This window comes from Scandinavium sp. UTDF21-P1B, assembly GCF_040750395.1.
Classification (GTDB): Bacteria; Pseudomonadota; Gammaproteobacteria; order Enterobacterales; family Enterobacteriaceae; genus Scandinavium.
This window is the reverse complement of sequence record NZ_JBFLVD010000020.1, coordinates 1-16,747: the sequence shown is the minus strand read 5'-3', so window position 1 is coordinate 16,747 and position 16,747 is coordinate 1. Positions and strand designations below refer to the sequence as shown.

General features: G+C 48.3%; 13 protein-coding genes and 6 pseudogenes. 10 read left to right on the top strand and 9 right to left on the bottom strand.

All coding sequences use genetic code 11. The features are described from left to right. Positions 1 to 570 precede the first annotated feature (570 nt). From AB1287_RS17140 to AB1287_RS17110, 7 genes and pseudogenes are all read left to right on the top strand, one after another. Positions 571 to 642 (top strand): annotated as a pseudogene (locus AB1287_RS17140) (lytic polysaccharide monooxygenase); the annotation flags it as partial. Between the two features lie 9 nt (positions 643 to 651). Continuing rightward, complete coding sequence (locus tag AB1287_RS17135; protein ID WP_435618531.1) at positions 652 to 966, top strand: hypothetical protein; 315 nt, start codon at positions 652 to 654, stop codon at positions 964 to 966. A gap of 292 nt (positions 967 to 1,258) precedes the next feature. Beyond that, positions 1,259 to 3,712, top strand: a complete 2,454-nt coding sequence (locus tag AB1287_RS17130; RefSeq protein WP_435618530.1) for a fimbria/pilus outer membrane usher protein — start codon at positions 1,259 to 1,261, stop codon at positions 3,710 to 3,712. Next, entirely contained in the window at positions 3,699 to 4,430 is a 732-nt protein-coding gene (locus AB1287_RS17125; protein ID WP_435618529.1) for a fimbria/pilus chaperone family protein, read from the top strand. The genes AB1287_RS17130 and AB1287_RS17125 overlap by 14 nt, the downstream gene beginning before the upstream one ends. A gap of 101 nt (positions 4,431 to 4,531) precedes the next feature. Beyond that, positions 4,532 to 5,227 carry a DUF1120 domain-containing protein gene (locus tag AB1287_RS17120; RefSeq protein ID WP_435618528.1) on the top strand — a complete coding sequence of 232 codons (696 nt, stop codon included), beginning with the start codon at positions 4,532 to 4,534 and terminating at the stop codon, positions 5,225 to 5,227. Positions 5,228 to 5,346: 119 nt separating this feature from the next. After that, complete coding sequence (locus AB1287_RS17115) at positions 5,347 to 6,027, top strand: DUF1120 domain-containing protein (protein WP_435618527.1); 681 nt, start codon at positions 5,347 to 5,349, stop codon at positions 6,025 to 6,027. A 484-nt stretch (positions 6,028 to 6,511) separates the two neighbouring features. Continuing rightward, positions 6,512 to 6,703: pseudogene (locus AB1287_RS17110) on the top strand (transposase family protein); the annotation flags it as partial. Between the two features lie 259 nt (positions 6,704 to 6,962). Here the strand turns inward: AB1287_RS17110 and AB1287_RS17105 are convergent. The 8 genes and pseudogenes from AB1287_RS17105 to AB1287_RS17065 all read right to left on the bottom strand — a co-directional run bounded on the left by AB1287_RS17105 (position 6,963) and on the right by AB1287_RS17065 (position 13,385). Further along, positions 6,963 to 7,580, bottom strand: coding sequence for a trimeric intracellular cation channel family protein (locus tag AB1287_RS17105; protein ID WP_435618526.1), 618 nt, complete (start codon positions 7,578 to 7,580; stop codon positions 6,963 to 6,965). A gap of 177 nt (positions 7,581 to 7,757) precedes the next feature. Further along, on the bottom strand, positions 7,758 to 8,093 hold the full coding sequence (locus AB1287_RS17100) for an LptA/OstA family protein (protein WP_435618525.1): 336 nt from the start codon (positions 8,091 to 8,093) through the stop codon (positions 7,758 to 7,760). A gap of 380 nt (positions 8,094 to 8,473) precedes the next feature. Further along, entirely contained in the window at positions 8,474 to 8,818 is a 345-nt protein-coding gene (locus AB1287_RS17095) for a hypothetical protein (RefSeq protein ID WP_435618524.1), read from the bottom strand. Between the two features lie 594 nt (positions 8,819 to 9,412). Further along, a pseudogene (locus tag AB1287_RS17090) lies at positions 9,413 to 9,784 on the bottom strand (DDE-type integrase/transposase/recombinase); the annotation flags it as partial. A gap of 1,116 nt (positions 9,785 to 10,900) precedes the next feature. After that, entirely contained in the window at positions 10,901 to 11,185 is a 285-nt protein-coding gene (locus AB1287_RS17080) for a hypothetical protein (RefSeq protein ID WP_435618523.1), read from the bottom strand. Between the two features lie 718 nt (positions 11,186 to 11,903). After that, a pseudogene (locus AB1287_RS17075) lies at positions 11,904 to 12,153 on the bottom strand (transposase); the annotation flags it as partial. A gap of 52 nt (positions 12,154 to 12,205) precedes the next feature. Next, positions 12,206 to 12,391: pseudogene (locus AB1287_RS17070) on the bottom strand (hypothetical protein); the annotation flags it as partial. Between the two features lie 58 nt (positions 12,392 to 12,449). Next, entirely contained in the window at positions 12,450 to 13,385 is a 936-nt protein-coding gene (locus AB1287_RS17065) for a hypothetical protein (protein ID WP_435618522.1), read from the bottom strand. Between the two features lie 708 nt (positions 13,386 to 14,093). Here AB1287_RS17065 and AB1287_RS17060 point away from each other — a divergent pair. The 3 genes and pseudogenes from AB1287_RS17060 to AB1287_RS17045 all read left to right on the top strand — a co-directional run bounded on the left by AB1287_RS17060 (position 14,094) and on the right by AB1287_RS17045 (position 15,848). Next, positions 14,094 to 14,411 carry a DUF1090 family protein gene (locus AB1287_RS17060; protein WP_435618521.1) on the top strand — a complete coding sequence of 106 codons (318 nt, stop codon included), beginning with the start codon at positions 14,094 to 14,096 and terminating at the stop codon, positions 14,409 to 14,411. A gap of 208 nt (positions 14,412 to 14,619) precedes the next feature. Beyond that, positions 14,620 to 14,937, top strand: a pseudogene (locus tag AB1287_RS17050) (IS6 family transposase); the annotation flags it as partial. A gap of 398 nt (positions 14,938 to 15,335) precedes the next feature. Continuing rightward, the gene (locus tag AB1287_RS17045) at positions 15,336 to 15,848 is read left to right on the top strand and encodes a hypothetical protein (protein ID WP_435618520.1); all 513 of its coding nucleotides are present in this window, start codon (positions 15,336 to 15,338) and stop codon (positions 15,846 to 15,848) included. Between the two features lie 154 nt (positions 15,849 to 16,002). Here the strand turns inward: AB1287_RS17045 and AB1287_RS17040 are convergent, their stop codons facing one another. Beyond that, positions 16,003 to 16,590, bottom strand: coding sequence for a chorismate mutase (locus AB1287_RS17040; RefSeq protein ID WP_436799847.1), 588 nt, complete (start codon positions 16,588 to 16,590; stop codon positions 16,003 to 16,005). Positions 16,591 to 16,747: the final 157 nt, after the last annotated feature.

The following is a 16,747-nucleotide window of genomic DNA, read 5'->3' as shown; positions in this document are numbered from 1 at the left end:
ACGCATAGATAAGTAGTGTCTGAAAGGAAGGCTAAATACCGGTAACCGTCTGGACATACCTGAACGGCTCGTAATCCATTCTGCCAAGTCAGGTTCAGGATGAAGATGTTGAAAAAATTTCACCATTACAGTGCGGACATATCAATATGCAGGGGCGCTATTCATTTATGGTGCCGAAATCCGTTAATGGGGTTTGGGGGGTAACGGAACCCAAAACGCAGTTAAGCAGTCATTTTAAAGCGTTTACTGTTATCCTGCTACCCAAACCCCGGAGTAACAATTTTCATCCCCCTGAAAAGCAGGGAGGCACCAGAGTAAGTTAATCACACAGAAGTCCAGAGTTTTTCGCTACTCCTGCTTCAGACCGAAACAGGCGTATATAAAGATGATATGTTACCCTATTCAGGTTTTTTTACAGGGCACACTACACATCAAGTTAAATCACTGGTGGTACTGGAGAAATAACATGGTAAGTGACATATTCTGTAGATGTAACATAACGCCCTGCCGTAAGTTTGATCGTATAGTTACCTGTATGAATGCACTCTTTAGGTTCATACCTGTGATGTCCCGGAGCGTGAAGGCTATCAGGAAATCCTGGCAGTCTGGACCGTCCATGATACCACTAATGCTTTTTATAATATTCTCGACGTGGAATTTGCCGGACATAACAGCGGTGACAGTGACATCACTCCGCCGGATAATGGTGGTGGTGATGCTCACTCTGTGCCTGTGATTAATCTTCTGCAGGATCATATTGTTGTGCAGAAACAAACGTACAATGCAGGCTATGCTATTAACGCCTCTGCAACCACTAACGCAGAAATGTTTAAGTGGGAAGTAGTGGAAGGTTACGGCAACTTCCAATTGCAGGAAAAACAGGCAACGCCGACTCATAATAAACTGGAAGGGAAAAATCTGAACACTGAGAGAAGTTTCTTAATTTCATATTCGTCTTTCTTATAAGATATGTATCTTATCTTATAAAAATAATCACCGATTATGAGTAAAATTACAGACAAGAAACAGATAGTGAATATAACAAAAATATAATGCATTGATTGAAAATGATTCTATTTTAAATCATGAATATATCATTAGGAGTGTTCCTATATGTGTTTGTAATATTATGGTCATCAAGTTCAGATGTTGAAAGAGATGTTTTATCTTCCGGTGGGATGCCACCTCTCTGTCCAGGATGAATGAAAGACTTTATTGTTGATATAAAAAAGGCTCCAGCAATACCATCGGATTGGATATGAAACATCTTAAACTTCATTGTGGTTCTCTGTTTTTTTTGACAGCTTTCATTAATTTTACAATGTTTATTAATATGTCATCTGCGGCTGAACCTATTAGTTTCAACATGAATGCCATTGAATCATTGGGACTAAACCGCGACGAGGCAAAGAATGCGATAAAACAAGCGGATAAACCTTATGGGAAAATCAATACTGGTATTTATCTGAATGGTCAATATGGCGGCGTGCAGGAAATTAATTTTGATATCGATGGTAATGCCTGCTTATCAGAAAATCTGTTACGCGAGTTTATGTTTAAGCCCGATTTAATTGTGTTGACACCGGGGACTGATTGCCTTGATCGCAAAAAAATATCGCTACTGGAGAGCCACTACGACAGTAGTAAAAATGCATTAACCATCACTATTCCCGATTTCTATCTGGAAAAGACATCGCAGTTTCATAATATTCAGTCTGGTGGTTTTGGTACTTTTTTTAATTACAATGCCAGCGTGAATCGCAGCACAGGGATTGGTTCACATACCGACAGCATAAATGCACTGATGGGCTGGGGGGCAAATTTTAAGAATGTCCTGCTGCGTACGAATTTCTCGTATGCGCACTACAGCCCTTCGTGGGGAAAGAGCTACAGCCAGCAAAGCCTGAACAGCGCCTGGCTGGAAACAGATATCGCGGATACTTTGCGCTTTCGCGGAGGTTATCTCAGCGTTGGTAACTCGCTGTTTGGTGCGGGGCAGATTAATGGTTTTACTCTTGATAACAATGCCGGCATGCACAGTGGTGACTCCACTGTCAGTGTCAGTGGCATTGCACCAGGTTATGCGCAGGTGGAAGTATATCAACAGGGGAAAATAATCTTTTCACGCCCGGTCCCGGCAGGCCCGTTCATGTTTGATGCTGTTCCGCTGTACACGGCGTATGCAGATGCCGAGGTCGTGGTTCGTGAGAACAGTGGCGGTGAGCAGCGACAGACTATCCCGCGGGCAGCATTCAGCGTCAGCAGCCAGATGGCTTCCCGGTTTGCTCTGTTTGCCGGACAGACAGATCCATCACGCGGTGTGGGTAACGTACCGGTGTTAGGGGCGGAATACAGGCTGCCGCTTTATGACTATTTGCAACCTTTTGCCGGAATGCTGCTGGCTGAACACTATACCGGGCTGGGGGCAGGTCTTTACGCCAATCTGATCCCTTACAACACCCAGGGTGACATGAATTTCAGTCTTTCCCGTAGCGGTAAGAATGGCGATTTAGGGCAAAAGATAAGTAGCAATTTATCAGGACAATGGGGGACGGCCACGCCGTATCTCTCGCTGAGCTGGCAGAGCTATAACTACCGTGATTTGGGTGAAAGTCAGCAGACGCTGGATACAAGTTACCCAGATGAGCGCTATAGCCCGCATTATTCTGTATCCGGAGGAATAAGCCAACCTTTCGGATCTGTCGGCAGTGGGATTTCATTGTCCCATTACACGTCGTGGAATATGCCAGCGATGAATTCTGTATCAGTGTTTGGCTCATATTCTGCGCGTTATTACACGTTCAGCGCTAACGTTTCTTATGGCTGGCAACTGGGAAATGACCGACAGAATTCATGGTCGACGATGATTAATTTGCGTGTGCCATTTAAAAATGGTGGCAAATCAGGTTCGTTATCGTCCTATGTCAATCATTATCAGAAGAACATGATTTTGGGCACCAGTGCCAGCCAGACAATTACCGATAATTTAAATGTCGGTGTGGGGGTTGATCACTACAGAGGAAATGGTAACAGCACTCGTCATTATGCCCAGGCATTCTGGCAGACGCCTTATGTGAATACTACCACGTATTATTCCGCGAGTGATCAACACAACCGTAACTATTCGACGAATCTGTCCGGTTCAGTCGTTAGTACAGGGAAGAATATTGTGTTCTCCCCTGTGCCGGTACAGGACACCTTTGCATTAATTAATACCGGCGTGAAGGGATATACGAGTCTGACGACACCCACTTCACGAGTAATAACCAATTATGATGGTTTAGCGATTGCACCGCAGCTATTTGAAGGACGATCGAACTCAGTCGATATTGTCACCAAAACGCTTCCGGAAGGCGCGTATGTCAAGAATCCGCATCAGGAAATTACCATCAGGCGCGGTGCGGTTGGCAAGGTTGATTTTTCCTCAGATCAGGAGCGGGTGTATCTGGTCAGGCTGGTGAGCGCCGGAAATAGTTTTCCATATGGTGCGAAGTTGTTAAATGAGAATGCTGAGTTGCTTGGTTACACCATTGACGAAAATATCCTGATGCTCAGCCAGGAGAAGGCCACCAGGTTGGCCGAAAGTAACGCCAAAATAAACAGCAGTAACCAGGTTACCTGCTATATCAAAAAAGGATCATTCAATCCGGAATTAACCGATGGGTTAATCGATGTTCCGGTTACGTGTGGAGAAAAACATGAAAAAGTATAGAAAGACAATTTTAGCGCTATTGCTGTGTGCGGGCGCTGGATGCAGTAATGCATTGGCATCGGCAGTTCTGCCCACCACCTCAGTGCTGATTATTGAAGAAAATGATCGCGAAGGCACTATTGGGATTAAAAATACCAATAAAGAACCGGTGCTGCTCTACAGCAAAATTCAGCGTCTGGACGATGAGGACCTGGATGCAGCACTGATTCCAACCCCGCAGGCCGTGGTGGTTCAGCCTGGAGAAACCCAGACAGTACGTCTGCTGTATCGCAGTAACAAAAAGCTCGATAAAGAGCACCTGGCCCGTATTTTGTTCATGGGGATCCCACCGGAAAAGAAACAGCAGGGTGCTCATGTCGGTTTCATGGTGGGACAGGATTTACCGGTGGTGATTCGCCCGGCGGGTTATGTTCCGGTAGAGAATAAATGGGAGTTTTTGAAATGGAGTGTCATTGGTAATCAGCTGTGCGTCAGCAATGACACTAAATATGCCATCCGCTTTGTCAATAATGTGGCGCTGCTACCAGGGAAAACGTCGGTGACAATGCCAAAAGCATATGCGCTACCGGGTTCGAAAAATTGCGCTGAATTACCGGCCGATACACGAGTGGTCGCTGGCAGCAAAGTGGATTTCTCCGCTGTGACGGATTATGGATATATTCTGGACAACCGCCAGTCTGCTGTTATGAATGGCGTTGGACCGAATGCGAAACAATAAATAAGTTATTAATTTTTATTGATTGTTGATATTAACTCAGGCGTTTTCAACAACGCTTACCGAAGTATGTTTTTTTGTGATAAATAATATGGAGACTATTTGTGAATATTTATAAGTTAGCAGTACTGAGTACTATTATGGCTACGGGTTCTGTACTGGCCGCCAATCCAACCATTAACGTTTCAGGGAAAATTACCCCACCCGCGTGTCATGCCAACATTGCTGGGGATGGCAATCTGGTCTGGGATCCGATTAGTCATAACAGCCTGAGCAATACCGCCTTTACTGCTCTTGAGGCTAAGCCTGCTACGTTACAGATCACCTGTGAAAGTGGTTTAACCACACGTATGGCCTTTTGGTCAGTCGATGCAAATGCCAGCAGTGCTGCACCTGGTATTAAAGTTCCTGGTACCAGCGGCAGTAATGGTGAAAACGCAGCCCGTATTTATGGTATTGGTCTGGACCCGGTAACAAATAATAAAATTGGTAATTTTAGTCTGATTGGTAAAACCTCGTCGTATGATGGTACCGAGAATAATCAGACTGTTGGTTATGTGGATAATGGTAGTGGTCATAACACTGAGTCTTTTGGTGTCGCAAATCTTACCCAGGGTTGGGGACTGGGATCCACGCAGGAATGGACTGTCCTGGATGTCACCAGCAAAACACCCGCTCTTGCTAATAGTTTTACATTTACATTTGATGTTGTGCCACAAATTAATAAAAAATCACAAATAACAAATGCTCAGGAGGTGCCATTCTCTGGCTCAGTCCAGTTCTTTGTCCGTTATTTCTGATTAGGCATATTGCAGCTGGTTATTTCAATTCCAAATTACTTGTTAATTGATCAGTCATAATTTAAAAGCAGCAGTGGCAATATAACTTATTGTATAAAGATATAAAGAGGAGTTTTATCATGTGTTATTCTAAATTATTTTTAATTACGTCGTTGATGGTTGCAGGTTCTGCGTATGCTGCCAACCCAACCATTAATGTCTCCGGGAAAATTACCCCTCCGGCATGTGATGCCAGCATTGTCGGCGGCGGTGAAAATCTGGTCTGGGATCCGATTAGCCATAACAGCCTGAGCAATACCACCTTTACGCCGCTGCCCCCTAAATCAGCCACCTTAAGTGTAACCTGTGAAGACGGCCTTGCGACCCATATTGCTTTCTGGGCAACGGATGCTAATGCCGCAAGTGCTATTGCAGGTATTAAAATACCAGGCACAATTTATGATAACGGTAATGTAGCAGCCCGTATTTTTGGCATTGGTATGGATCCGGTAACAAATAAGAGAATTGGCAACTTTACTCTCGTCAGTAAATCCTCTTCCTATGATGGTACTGAGAATAGTTCCAAATTTGGCTATGGTGGGCGTGGTACGGAGTCCTTCGCCGTCAGCAATTTTGGCTGGGGATATCCAACGGTTGAAGACTGGACTGTGCTGGATACCACCACAAATCAGCCTGCAGTTGGTACCGCATTTACTTTTACCTTTGACGTCGTTCCACAGATTAATAAGAAGTCCGAAATCACTAACTCCCAGGAAGTGGCTTTCGCAGGTAGCGCTCAGTTCTTCGTTCGCTATTTCTGATAATCTTTTCCCTGTCGATACTCTTTGCGACAGGTATTCCTTAAGGATATAGCGGAAACGCGCTATATCCTTCATCGCATCAATTGAAAACAATTCAGCCAGATCAATAATAGTCTGGTATCCGATTCCGTGTGTTGTTGTTCCGGTATCAATGCAGCGCTGAACCAGAGATTCCCTCTTTCATGTGATCTCTGCTGTCATTCCGGATTAAATACGGCAAAGATCTCGTCATAACGACCATCGCGTTCGGCCCAGCGACGGACATAGTCGCGTTTTAACAAGATTTCTCCTCCGGGATGATCCTTGTTCCAGTAGATTCATCACTTCGCTGATGTAATCCGACAACGGCATAGCGCGGGGGTCGTCTTTTTGTTTATTCCCGGTCAGAACTGTCTGTACATAAGGGGGAGAAAGTTCAAGGACTTCGACGGGGACCTTACGCAGCTTATGGCGCAGCGAGATAAGCCATGTATGCAGGAAGGTAGTGAATATCTTCGACGATTTATCTGCAGTTCCTGACCCGAGAAGGGACATTAATGTTAAGCACAATCTTCTTGATGTGCTGTTTCTGGTGTTAGCTGCCGTTCTGAGCGGCGCGCAGGGCTGGAAATATATTCAGGTCTTTGGCGATGCTCAGCTGGAGTGGCTGCAAAAATACCGTGCTTTTGATCACGGCAGGGGGATTTTGTTGTTCAGGCAAAAGCCAACCATATAGCGCTGATAAACCGGGTTGCACTGGCTTTACTGAAACATAACCCACTCAGGGGCAGCATCGGCAGTAAAAGAAATCGTGCAGGCTGGAACGCAGATTTCAGGACGGAATTACTTTTTGATTTAAAAACGAACAAAGCGAAATCCTGCTCTGAGCCCCCCTAGGGCAGACATTCAATTCGCAGCCATCAGGCCCCCCTGTTCTGAACAGCCCTGTAATACTATTAATGTAAGTTTTTAGTATAAATAAACTTTGGCATGCCCCAACCAAAACGTAAAGCCATAAGTCGTAAAGCCAATCCTGAGCTCATTGCCAGTGTCATCATCAATTCATTATTCAAGCCTGCACACAATCCCACTGTATAGATTAATCCTGTAAGTGCGGAAACGACAGCATAAAGTTCTTGTCGGAAAAGCAAAGGAATATCAGCGCAGAGAATATCCCTAAGTACACCCCCTACGCATCCAGTTATCATACCTGACGCTATAATAATAATAAATGGCATGGTGAGAGTTATAGCGACATTGCAACCGATCAGAGTAAATACAACCAGCCCTACGGCATCTAAAAAGAGGAACAGCTTCCGCAAATGATGGAGGAATCGAGAGATAAAAATAGTCAAAAGGGCCGTGCCACCCGTGATGAGTAAATAAAATGGATGCTCAACCCAAGCCAGAGGATGATTTCCGAGAAGTACATCGCGGACAGAACCTCCCCCGAGTGCCGTTACGCAACCTAGCGTACATACCCCAACCCAGTCCATATTACGACGACCTGCAGCAAGAGCAGCAGTGATGGCCTCGACAATAATAGCTATAAGATAAAGAGAATGTAAAAACATAAGTTCAATATCCTTTATCTCAAATGGTGAATTGCCCCGGTTTTCCGGGTGCGTGTTTTGTGTTGCCAGATCATTGTGGAGATGGTCAAAGCGCTAAACCGGATGACGTTGTTGGGTATGCCGGACAGTCACATAACCGATGTAGCAGTGGGTGCCGTTTTATCGGCTTACTCTGATTTATTCAATAAAGCTATCCGCACGTTCCAGTGAGATTTTTTTCGCTTCCAGAAGAGAAGTACCATCTGCTTGTTTTTTCACAGTAATAGAGTCCGTTTTCAGTGTCGTCCCCTTAAACGTTACGACAACATTCCCGGAGAATACGGTCATGCCGTTAATTTTTGTGGTTTTTTCCGATGTGATTTGGAATTTCTCGGCCAGCTTAAACACAATACGGGCATTTCCATTGTATTCCTGAATAGTCCGAATCGCATCAGCGGAAACCTCCATGGAATACACAGGAACGGTGAAAAACAGAGCAGCAGAGACAACTGGCAAAGCGAGTAAATTTCTCATAAAATCCTTAATTTGGTAGGGACAGTATTTGAGTAAAGCCTCCCTCGCAACGGTCGAATGGCAGGAGAGAACCTAACCACATATTTGATCGATTACATCATAATGGCAAGAACTATGAATTAAAAAGCTATTCAATTGAAACCTTTTAAAAACAGTAAATAAATCTCTTAGCGTACGTTTTCGTTCCATTGGCCCTCAGTTTGCCTGAATGCTCTGGCTCTTTAAAATAACTCAATCATAAAATTGAGCAGGCTGCACAGCAGCTCTCCAGATAATGACCTCATCCAGGTCCGGTGCTGACGCGCCGGACCTGAGCGGTATGGTGAGCAAGCATCCATATCGGCAGTTTACCTGCCGACACGCGCTTCACTGGCGGATGTTTAAGGAAGTCTGGCGACGATGAACGAAGTTTCGTATTCATGGCCAGGATACTGGCTGTTGACGCGTTGGGTAAACTCTCTCTTCGAAATTTTATGCTGCCAGGCAGTGTGCAGCAGAGCGAGGAAATCGTTTGATTGCGCTTTACTATCTATCGGAAGGCGCTTATAGCTGGGATCGGCCTTAATCTGACTGATTAAGTTATTAAACCAGTCGTAAAAAGGTTTATCCGCCACCGCAGCCTCCACCCGCGGATCCTGATTAGTGGCGCACCCCTGTGCTAAAGGAAGCGTCAGGGCACAGAAAATTAAACCAGCAATACTGAGTTTATTGTAACGGCGTTCCATATTTTCCTCGCTGTTTGTTGACCGAAGTTAACGCACTGATGTTATCCTGACCTGCGCAGAAGCCCGGGCGGCAACGCATTGGCCCTTTTGCCATGCGGATTGTCTGGTATACCGACTGGCGGCTCAGCTGTACTGCGGTTGATTCAACTCAAGCGCATTCAGCAAAACGTAACCTGATACCAGCAGTTTGGTGTTGGCAATAGATACGTCAAGTACGTGAAGTAATGAACTTTCATTGTTCATTTAACATAATGAATCTAATCGAAATTTGGACACTGTGTTTACCCATAGTAAAGCATCATTCAGCAGTGCACAAAAAAACCGTCTTAATCGGTGTTTCGATCATGTAATCATTACTGTCTAAAGGAGTTATCTTTAACTTAATGTTATCGTCTTTGAGAACCTCAAAAAGCTCAACCATCTCGGCGCTGCGGGGTTGCAGATGCAACCGATAATAGTTTCCTTCACGCACATAGGTATAGCGAACGCTGCCCTGCAGACTGGCAAGTGGCGTTCGCGGACAGGTTGCGTACCTGAAGGTTCTGTCGCATTAACGGCGGCAGGTTGCCGGAAATCGGGTCTGTTAATTTTTTATGCAACCAGAAGGTAAAACTGCTCTGCCGGGGACAATCTGCCCCCGTCGGAAGGATTTGAATCCCGTCATCAGCTTTATCCGCCGTTTGATGCTACGGTGATCCTGCTCAACCAGATTGTTCAGGTACTTACTCTGCCTGACCTTAATGCACTCCTCCCTGCCAGCATTCAGCTCCGCAAGGGCAGCGGTGTTTGCACCGCTTTTATCGATGGTACCACCTCAGGTTCGCAGTGATGGCGGATAGCCTTACGTAAGAAGCGCAACGCCGCTGCCGCGTCACGCCTGGCGGTCAGCAGAAAGTCGACGAGTTGGTACAGGCTGTCATAGACGTACGTGTTTTCCGGCACCACTTTCTGGTTGCGCCAGAAGCGCGTCTCTTCCGCGTCGTTACTGATACCGAGCACGTTCCCCACCGGGTCGTACTCATAACGCAGGTCCTGCAACACCTTCGCACCCGACGCATGGCCGGACGGACGTTCCGTTTTAATCCCGGTCAGCCGCTGCGTCTCAACTTCATACGTGTACGTGGTCTCCACCCCGTTACCGTGCACCTCGCGCAGCTTCTGCCCGGCGGCTGAGTACGTAAGAGACTTCACGATAACCTGCTCTTTTTTGCCCTTCAGGGTCAGCCAGATGCCCGATAGCAGGCCCGCCACGTCGTACGCCACTCGCTGCTCATTTCCGGCCGCATCTGTGGTGGTCAACACCGCGCCGGTGGCGTCAGCGGTGGTCCGGGTTATATGCCGCTCACTCTCATCGGCGAGCAGGTCGTTCCATGCTGAGGCATCGGTAGCCTGCCAGTCGGCCACGATATCGGGATTGTCCGCGTCCTTCAGCAGGCGGCGGGTAACGGAGAGCGACACGCCGGTGAGGGCGATGCTATCGGTCTGCATCAGGCCGGCAGTATCGTAATGACTGACACACACGCCGGCGAGGTTCAGGGCTTTCTCCGCATCGGTATTGCCGGCATACGCGAAGCGCTCCGTGATGCGGGCGGCTTCGCCGGTAGCCTGTTCAGTCACACTCACCGGGCGCCCCGGCAGCGTTGCGTCCTCGTACTGCCAGGTACGGGTTACCGCCTGGCTTCTGTCTTCCGTACCGTCATCAGCGCTGCGGATATTGCTGACTACGATAAATGATCGACCTGCGGCGTCGTTTAGCGCCACTGTGATGCCGTTATCCACACCCTGTGAACGCAGAACATTGCCGGCCAGGTCCTTAAGATACGTGAAGTTCGCCAGTCCGGCGTCGTACAGACGCGGGTCAGCACTCTGCATAAGAAAGCCGCGGGCATCGTACTGATGGCGGGAGATGCTCTCACTGGTAACGTCCGGGGTGCCGGGATGGCGGTGGTACACGATGTCGCGCACGGCCAGCCCCCTGTTGTCCAGGACCGTGACCGTCGGGGTTGCTTGATAAACCAGGCTGCTATTATGGTTCATAAACTGACTACCTCATCCGTTATGCCATGTTTCATCTGCTGTCAGTCATTCGCTGACCTCTGCCGCCGTGTCATTTTCATCTTCACTGACCACAAACCACGGCGTGAATAATGTACGGCGTAGCCAACCCTGTGCCGTTTTCACCTGCCATTCGCGCCCCAACGGATCGTAATAATGGGTGTCGGCATACAGGTCATGGCGGGCGCTGTCGTCGCTGACATACTTCCAGCTGTCGAGGAAATATGGCTGATACGTGTGGACTGCCTGACCTTTATTATCATATTCTGTCCGGCCACTGACGGCCCAACGGAAGGCGGTTTCCACTTCCACCGGTAGATCGTCTGCTCCGGTCTGTAACCCGCCGCTGCCTGTCCGGCTCCAGGCTTTCCCCCTTCATACCTGACGGCAGTCTGCAGGACCCGTCCGAAGCCATCACTGAAAACCACCTGCTGGCGGATTTGCTGGGCGTTATCGCTGTCATAACGGTCAGTTGTCAGCGTCAGGACATGGGGTGGAATTCTCCCGCCGTTCTCCGTGTTACCCGCCATCCAGCTGTCCGCGATATAAACGATGCACTGTGCAACCGGCAAGGATGAGGTCAGGGCCAGGGCAGCCTCTGCATCAGCCGGAATCATCATTGCATCAGTGCTGTAGCCGGTAGCGATGCCCTCTTCCGTACCCCTGAACCGGGATGTCATAATACGCCCCAGTGCATCCAGCGTAACCGTATGGACATTATCGTTCGCGTCAGTAAACCTGACGGGGGTCAGAAAACGCCAGTCATACTCTGTCGTCGTCGTCAGGCCAGCGGCATCCCGCGTAGTGGTGATGACACAGTCATACGCATCACGGGTAACATTCACCGCACCCGTAAGCAGGGTCTCCCGGTAAGCCACAGGCAGCCAGAAATGCCCGGCGCCGCCATAGGTGGTAAATCCCCGACGTGCCGCCCAGAGATATTTACCGGCTTCCTGAACACGGGGAAAAAGGTATCCTGCCTGACGGTATCCTGCGGACTCCAGTTGCGCGTCTGTCACTGTCCCTGCCAGAGCCGCCAATTGGGTTTCTTCCAACTTTTAAGGCGCTGGCGTTCAGCGGTGGTGAGCCTGCCGTCACCTGTGCCGGCATCGCGCTCATACTGACGCAGCCAGATACGCAGGGTCTCAGGCGTGCAGCCGATTTTAAGGGAGATGGAGCTGATGGCCGCCCACTGCGAGTCATAGCCATTCTGGCTTTCGATAACCATACGGACGGCCCGCTGACGGACCTCCGGGGAAAAAGCGTGTATTTTTAGTCATCCTGTTACCTCTCTCTCAGGGAGTTTAGTCTCCAGGATTACCGGGGCGTTTCATACTGCAACCCACTGTTATCCTCTGGAATATCATCAAAGGATTTGAACGGGTACTTGGACATATACGCATTAATTTTTTCAGGGGGTAAATGTGCAAACCAGTTGGGATCAGGCCTGTTAGTTTCTTCTTCTGCTTTAATTCTTTTAAATGACTCCGGAAACAAATCTTCTACACTTATGTTCATCAAAATATACTCCCTCAGTAATGGGACAGGTTGAGCAAATGCCCGGGCATTAATCCTCTCAACGCATGGTCCATGCATAATGCTTTTCCACATATCTGTGAAGCCGGTAAAAATTCTGCTCGTCGCCACCGATAAAAATACCGTTATCCATTATCCCTTCAGCCAGTCGCTGCGTGTAGCGGTGCGCAGCCTCATCCAGTTCAGCCCGGCTCCCCCACGTGCCCTGCTGCTTACGCCAGTTCAGCCGCACGGCTTTCAGCTGGCGGCACATCTGCTGGCAAATGAAGTAGCAGGCGACGACGTTGCGCGCATCACCCACAAAGAACACGTCGCTGTCCGGCCGCATCATTTCATTCCACAGATAAACATCGAAACATCCCAGCATCATGGCCACGCGTTTTGCCACGAAACCGCCGTACCAGTAATACGCGGTGCGGGGAATGTTCAGCCGGCGGCTCTCGGCAACATTCCCGGTATGGAATGACGGCAGGCCAGATTCCACCAGTTCCCGGACCAGCCCCTCCAGCACCCTGTGCCAGGCACCGGTTTCACAGCGCTCAGACAGTGCTGAAAAGTACCGGCTGACAATGCCGGCAATCTGCTGTTCCGGCACGGCGTCACCATTATCCGTCTGAAGGGACAGTTTCCGGCACAGCTCCTCGCGCTCCACCAGGGCATTCAGCATGGCATCAGTTGTCACGTTCTGTGCGGTGGCCAGTGTCGCGACACGTTCACGCAGGCCGTCAGAGAGAAAGACGCCAGCCCCGGCAGCCACCGCCGATGGTATCCTGACGCGGCGTGATACGGGCTTGTAGATTTCTCCAGTCTCTGGCCTGATTTTCAGGCCTGCCTTAAGCCGGCGGCTCAGCTCCTGGGGAAGGATATCCGGGTTGTCCCTCAGAAAGCGCGCCCGGTTTCCGTGCGTCGTTCCGTACACGCTGTCAATGTAGTCGGTCAGCAGCATATCGATATCCACAGAAGTGTTTATAAACATAATCGTTTATATCACAGGCTTACCGGACTGGCGCGCAGGTCCACTCAATGGCGCGAAGCGACATGGAGGCGCCAGCTGATGGTGAATATGGCTCAGTGAGAGACTGGCGCAGCCGGTTACCGTTTTGATAGGTTCTGCCAATCCATCCTTTCGCCCTGTAAGACAAAAACCCACTAGACGCGGTACAGAAGCTTCTGTGCGCTTACGGGCGTGTACACAAAAGCCCCAGCACCACTACTTACAGCAACTCAAAACCCTAGTTACAACATCCATCATTAAAAGCAACATTGTTCCGGGCCTTCGGCCCGGGACGGCTTCGCTTTTCAGTGGTGGATGGAGGCTTGGAGTTGCAGATATGCACGGATAGGAGTGTTAATACATCTATTGGTATGTTGTAACTACTTATCGAGGTGCCCGTCGTATAGCGATGGGAGCTACTCGAAGACGATATTCACCAGTCTCAGGATCTTTTTGGGTTCTGTCGCATTAACGGCGGCAGGTTGCCGGAAAAAGACAGCGAAGGCAGTAACCAGCGTGGCTTAAAACCACCAATCAATGGATGCGGCCAGAGTAGTTGGCGCCAGTCGGCAAAACTAGTTGACATCCAATAGATAGGTTCGGTACGAGTATCGTGAAATTGCAGGGTGTTCCCATTGGGCTAAAAAAATGGATAATAACTACAAATATCAATGGAGATGATAATTGCATATGAAAAATATAATTTACCTTATCCTCGTTCTGGTGGCTGTGCCCTCTTTTTTCACAGAGGCAGTGGCAAAAACGCAAAACTGTGAGCAGAGAAAAGAGGCCATCAGGCGCCAGATGAGCTATGCGAAAAAATACAATAACACGTATGAGATTGCGGGGCTGGAACGTGCCTTATCAGAGGTGAAACAGAATTGCAGGGATCCATCCAAGCAATACAGTGATGGAGATGACATCCGGCGCAAAGAACGTAAAGTTAAGGAGCTTCGCAAAAAGCTGGAGCGTGCAGAGGCCGATCTTGACAATGCCCGTGATGAGTAGTGTTCAGGGCACTATTGCAAAGATCGCGATCATGCAGCCTCTGGTGGTGCTGAAGGACTTTAAGTTCCACTAGGTTGTTCAGATATTTACTCTGCCTGATGATAATCGTCTCTTCATCAGGTTTACCGACGTTGAGTGACGCTGCCTTAATGCGACAGAACCCAAAAAAGCCCGACTGGTGAGATCGGGCTTTTTGTTTTGCCCCAGACTGAGGCGGGAAAACCAATACAAGGGTCGGCATTTCAGTCGTGACATCATTCTGTGGGCCGTACACTGGTACTGCAAATACGGCATCAGTTACCGTGAGCTGCAGGAGATGCTGGCTGAACGCGGAGTGAATGTTGATCACTCCACGATTTACCGCTGGGTTCAGCGTTATGCGCCTGAAATGGAAAAACGGCTGCGCTGGTACTGGCATAATCCTTCCGATCTTTGCCCGTGGCATATGGATGAAACCTACGTGAAGGTCAATGGCCGTTGGGCGTATCTGTACCGGGCCGTCGACAACAGAGGCCGCACTGTCGATTCACTCGTCAATTTCATACTTGTCAAATATCCCCCCCTCGCGTAACCGGGCAAAATCCATCACAGCAAAATGACACGCAAACAACAACTGGCTAATTCAGGGCAGGGCAGCCGCCGCGCGTATCTCTCATCAATCCGCGCCAGCATCAAGGCGCTGAATAAAATTAGGCAGAGCAAAGCATTATTACGCCGTATGAGCTGGTAATTCTTCGCTTTACTGGCAGAGAGGTTTTAACTCGCCGCATTTGCACCATGCATGATGAGAAATACCTGGTATCTAAAATAAAAAATAATTTCGTTTTCATTGACGCGTGCGACAGACATTTAACACAAAGAAATCCTGATTAATTTATTAAGTCAGTATACCCAAACAAATTTTAATCTATCAGAAATAAGATCATGACCATGAATAAAAAACGCATCGGTGCCGTATTGTTTTCTCTGGTATTTAGCGCGTGCGCTCATGCATCGCTTTCATCACTGGATGCATCGTCCAGTATCGCTATGCAGCCCCATTCCACTTCCCTGAAACAGGGAGAGGAAGAAAAGCATGATACATCGGAACATAACATCGCGGCCAGGATGACGCGAGAGACCGGGCAGCAACAGGCTGATGTCATTGCGTCGCAAGCCTCCCCCGACAGCCAGAACCAGCTTAACTGGTCCGCTAAAGGCAATGTGCTCAAGGTCACGAATACTGGGCTTTCCACGCTACATTTGAAGACAGAGATAAAATTGCTGCCGGATAATATGCCAGGCACGCTGGAGAAGTCGTATATCCTGCCCGGCGAAACATTGGTGGCGTATGGCGTCTGTAAGCACCATCTGCCGACCCAGACCTCTGTGGTCATTGAAGCATTGTCAGAGGATGGCGCGGATTTAGGCAGCAAGATAATGCCACTTTCGCGCTAAGCGTCCGCAGTCGCGTTGAATCAACTAGGCTGGCTGGTTATCACCCGCCAGCCTGAACGGCGCAAACCAAATTCTGCCGTTGTATGCCCAAGGGATGACCAACCGCGAGATAGTAGCTGCATTTAAAAAACTATATCGCCCCTTTTTGAGTTCCCTAACCATCAAGTTTGGCCGCAGGTGTACCGTGGACAGAAACGTCGTGCTGACGCTTTAATTTTTTCAAAGTAATTTGTCGTAACGAATTCCATAGACGTTCTTTATCGCTATCTTTTAAGTGAGTCTGGTCAAGCTTTTTCATGAAGGCGGTTTTGTCAGTAAACCGATAATCCATTGCTAGTTTCGTACTGACATCAGCAAGAATGTTGGTGTTTAAGGCACTAATTTTTTTTCTTACCTGCTCCAGGGACTTAGGTTGCCAGCCTTTTTCAGATATAGATAACCAGTCAGCACGATAGCGGTACTGAATTGCCTTGGCTACATCCATTTGCGCCTGTATAAAAAATTTTACCGACTCTCCATCCAAGCCCAGCTTTTCTGCTTCGAGTGCTGTGCTTGATAATACTTTTGCTTCTTGAGATAAATCCTCAATGGCAAGATGATTGTTCGCTTTGTATCCTGCAACGTCCTTCATGTAAGACAAACGCTGATTAATCAATGAAGCTACATCTTCGTTTTGTGTTGGCACAGCCAAAGCTGTTGTAGAAAAAAATAAACCCACCAAAACAAGCAGTTTTCCTGACATCTTACTTGTCACTTAACATCCCTCTATTTTCAGTAAGCCGGTTAGCATATGTAATTAATGACGAGTTCCAGACCATGTTATTCCCCGTCACAATACTGCATAACCTATTGACCAGTCCAATAAAGGGTTACGTATTTGACCTGCCCCCAGTATTAGA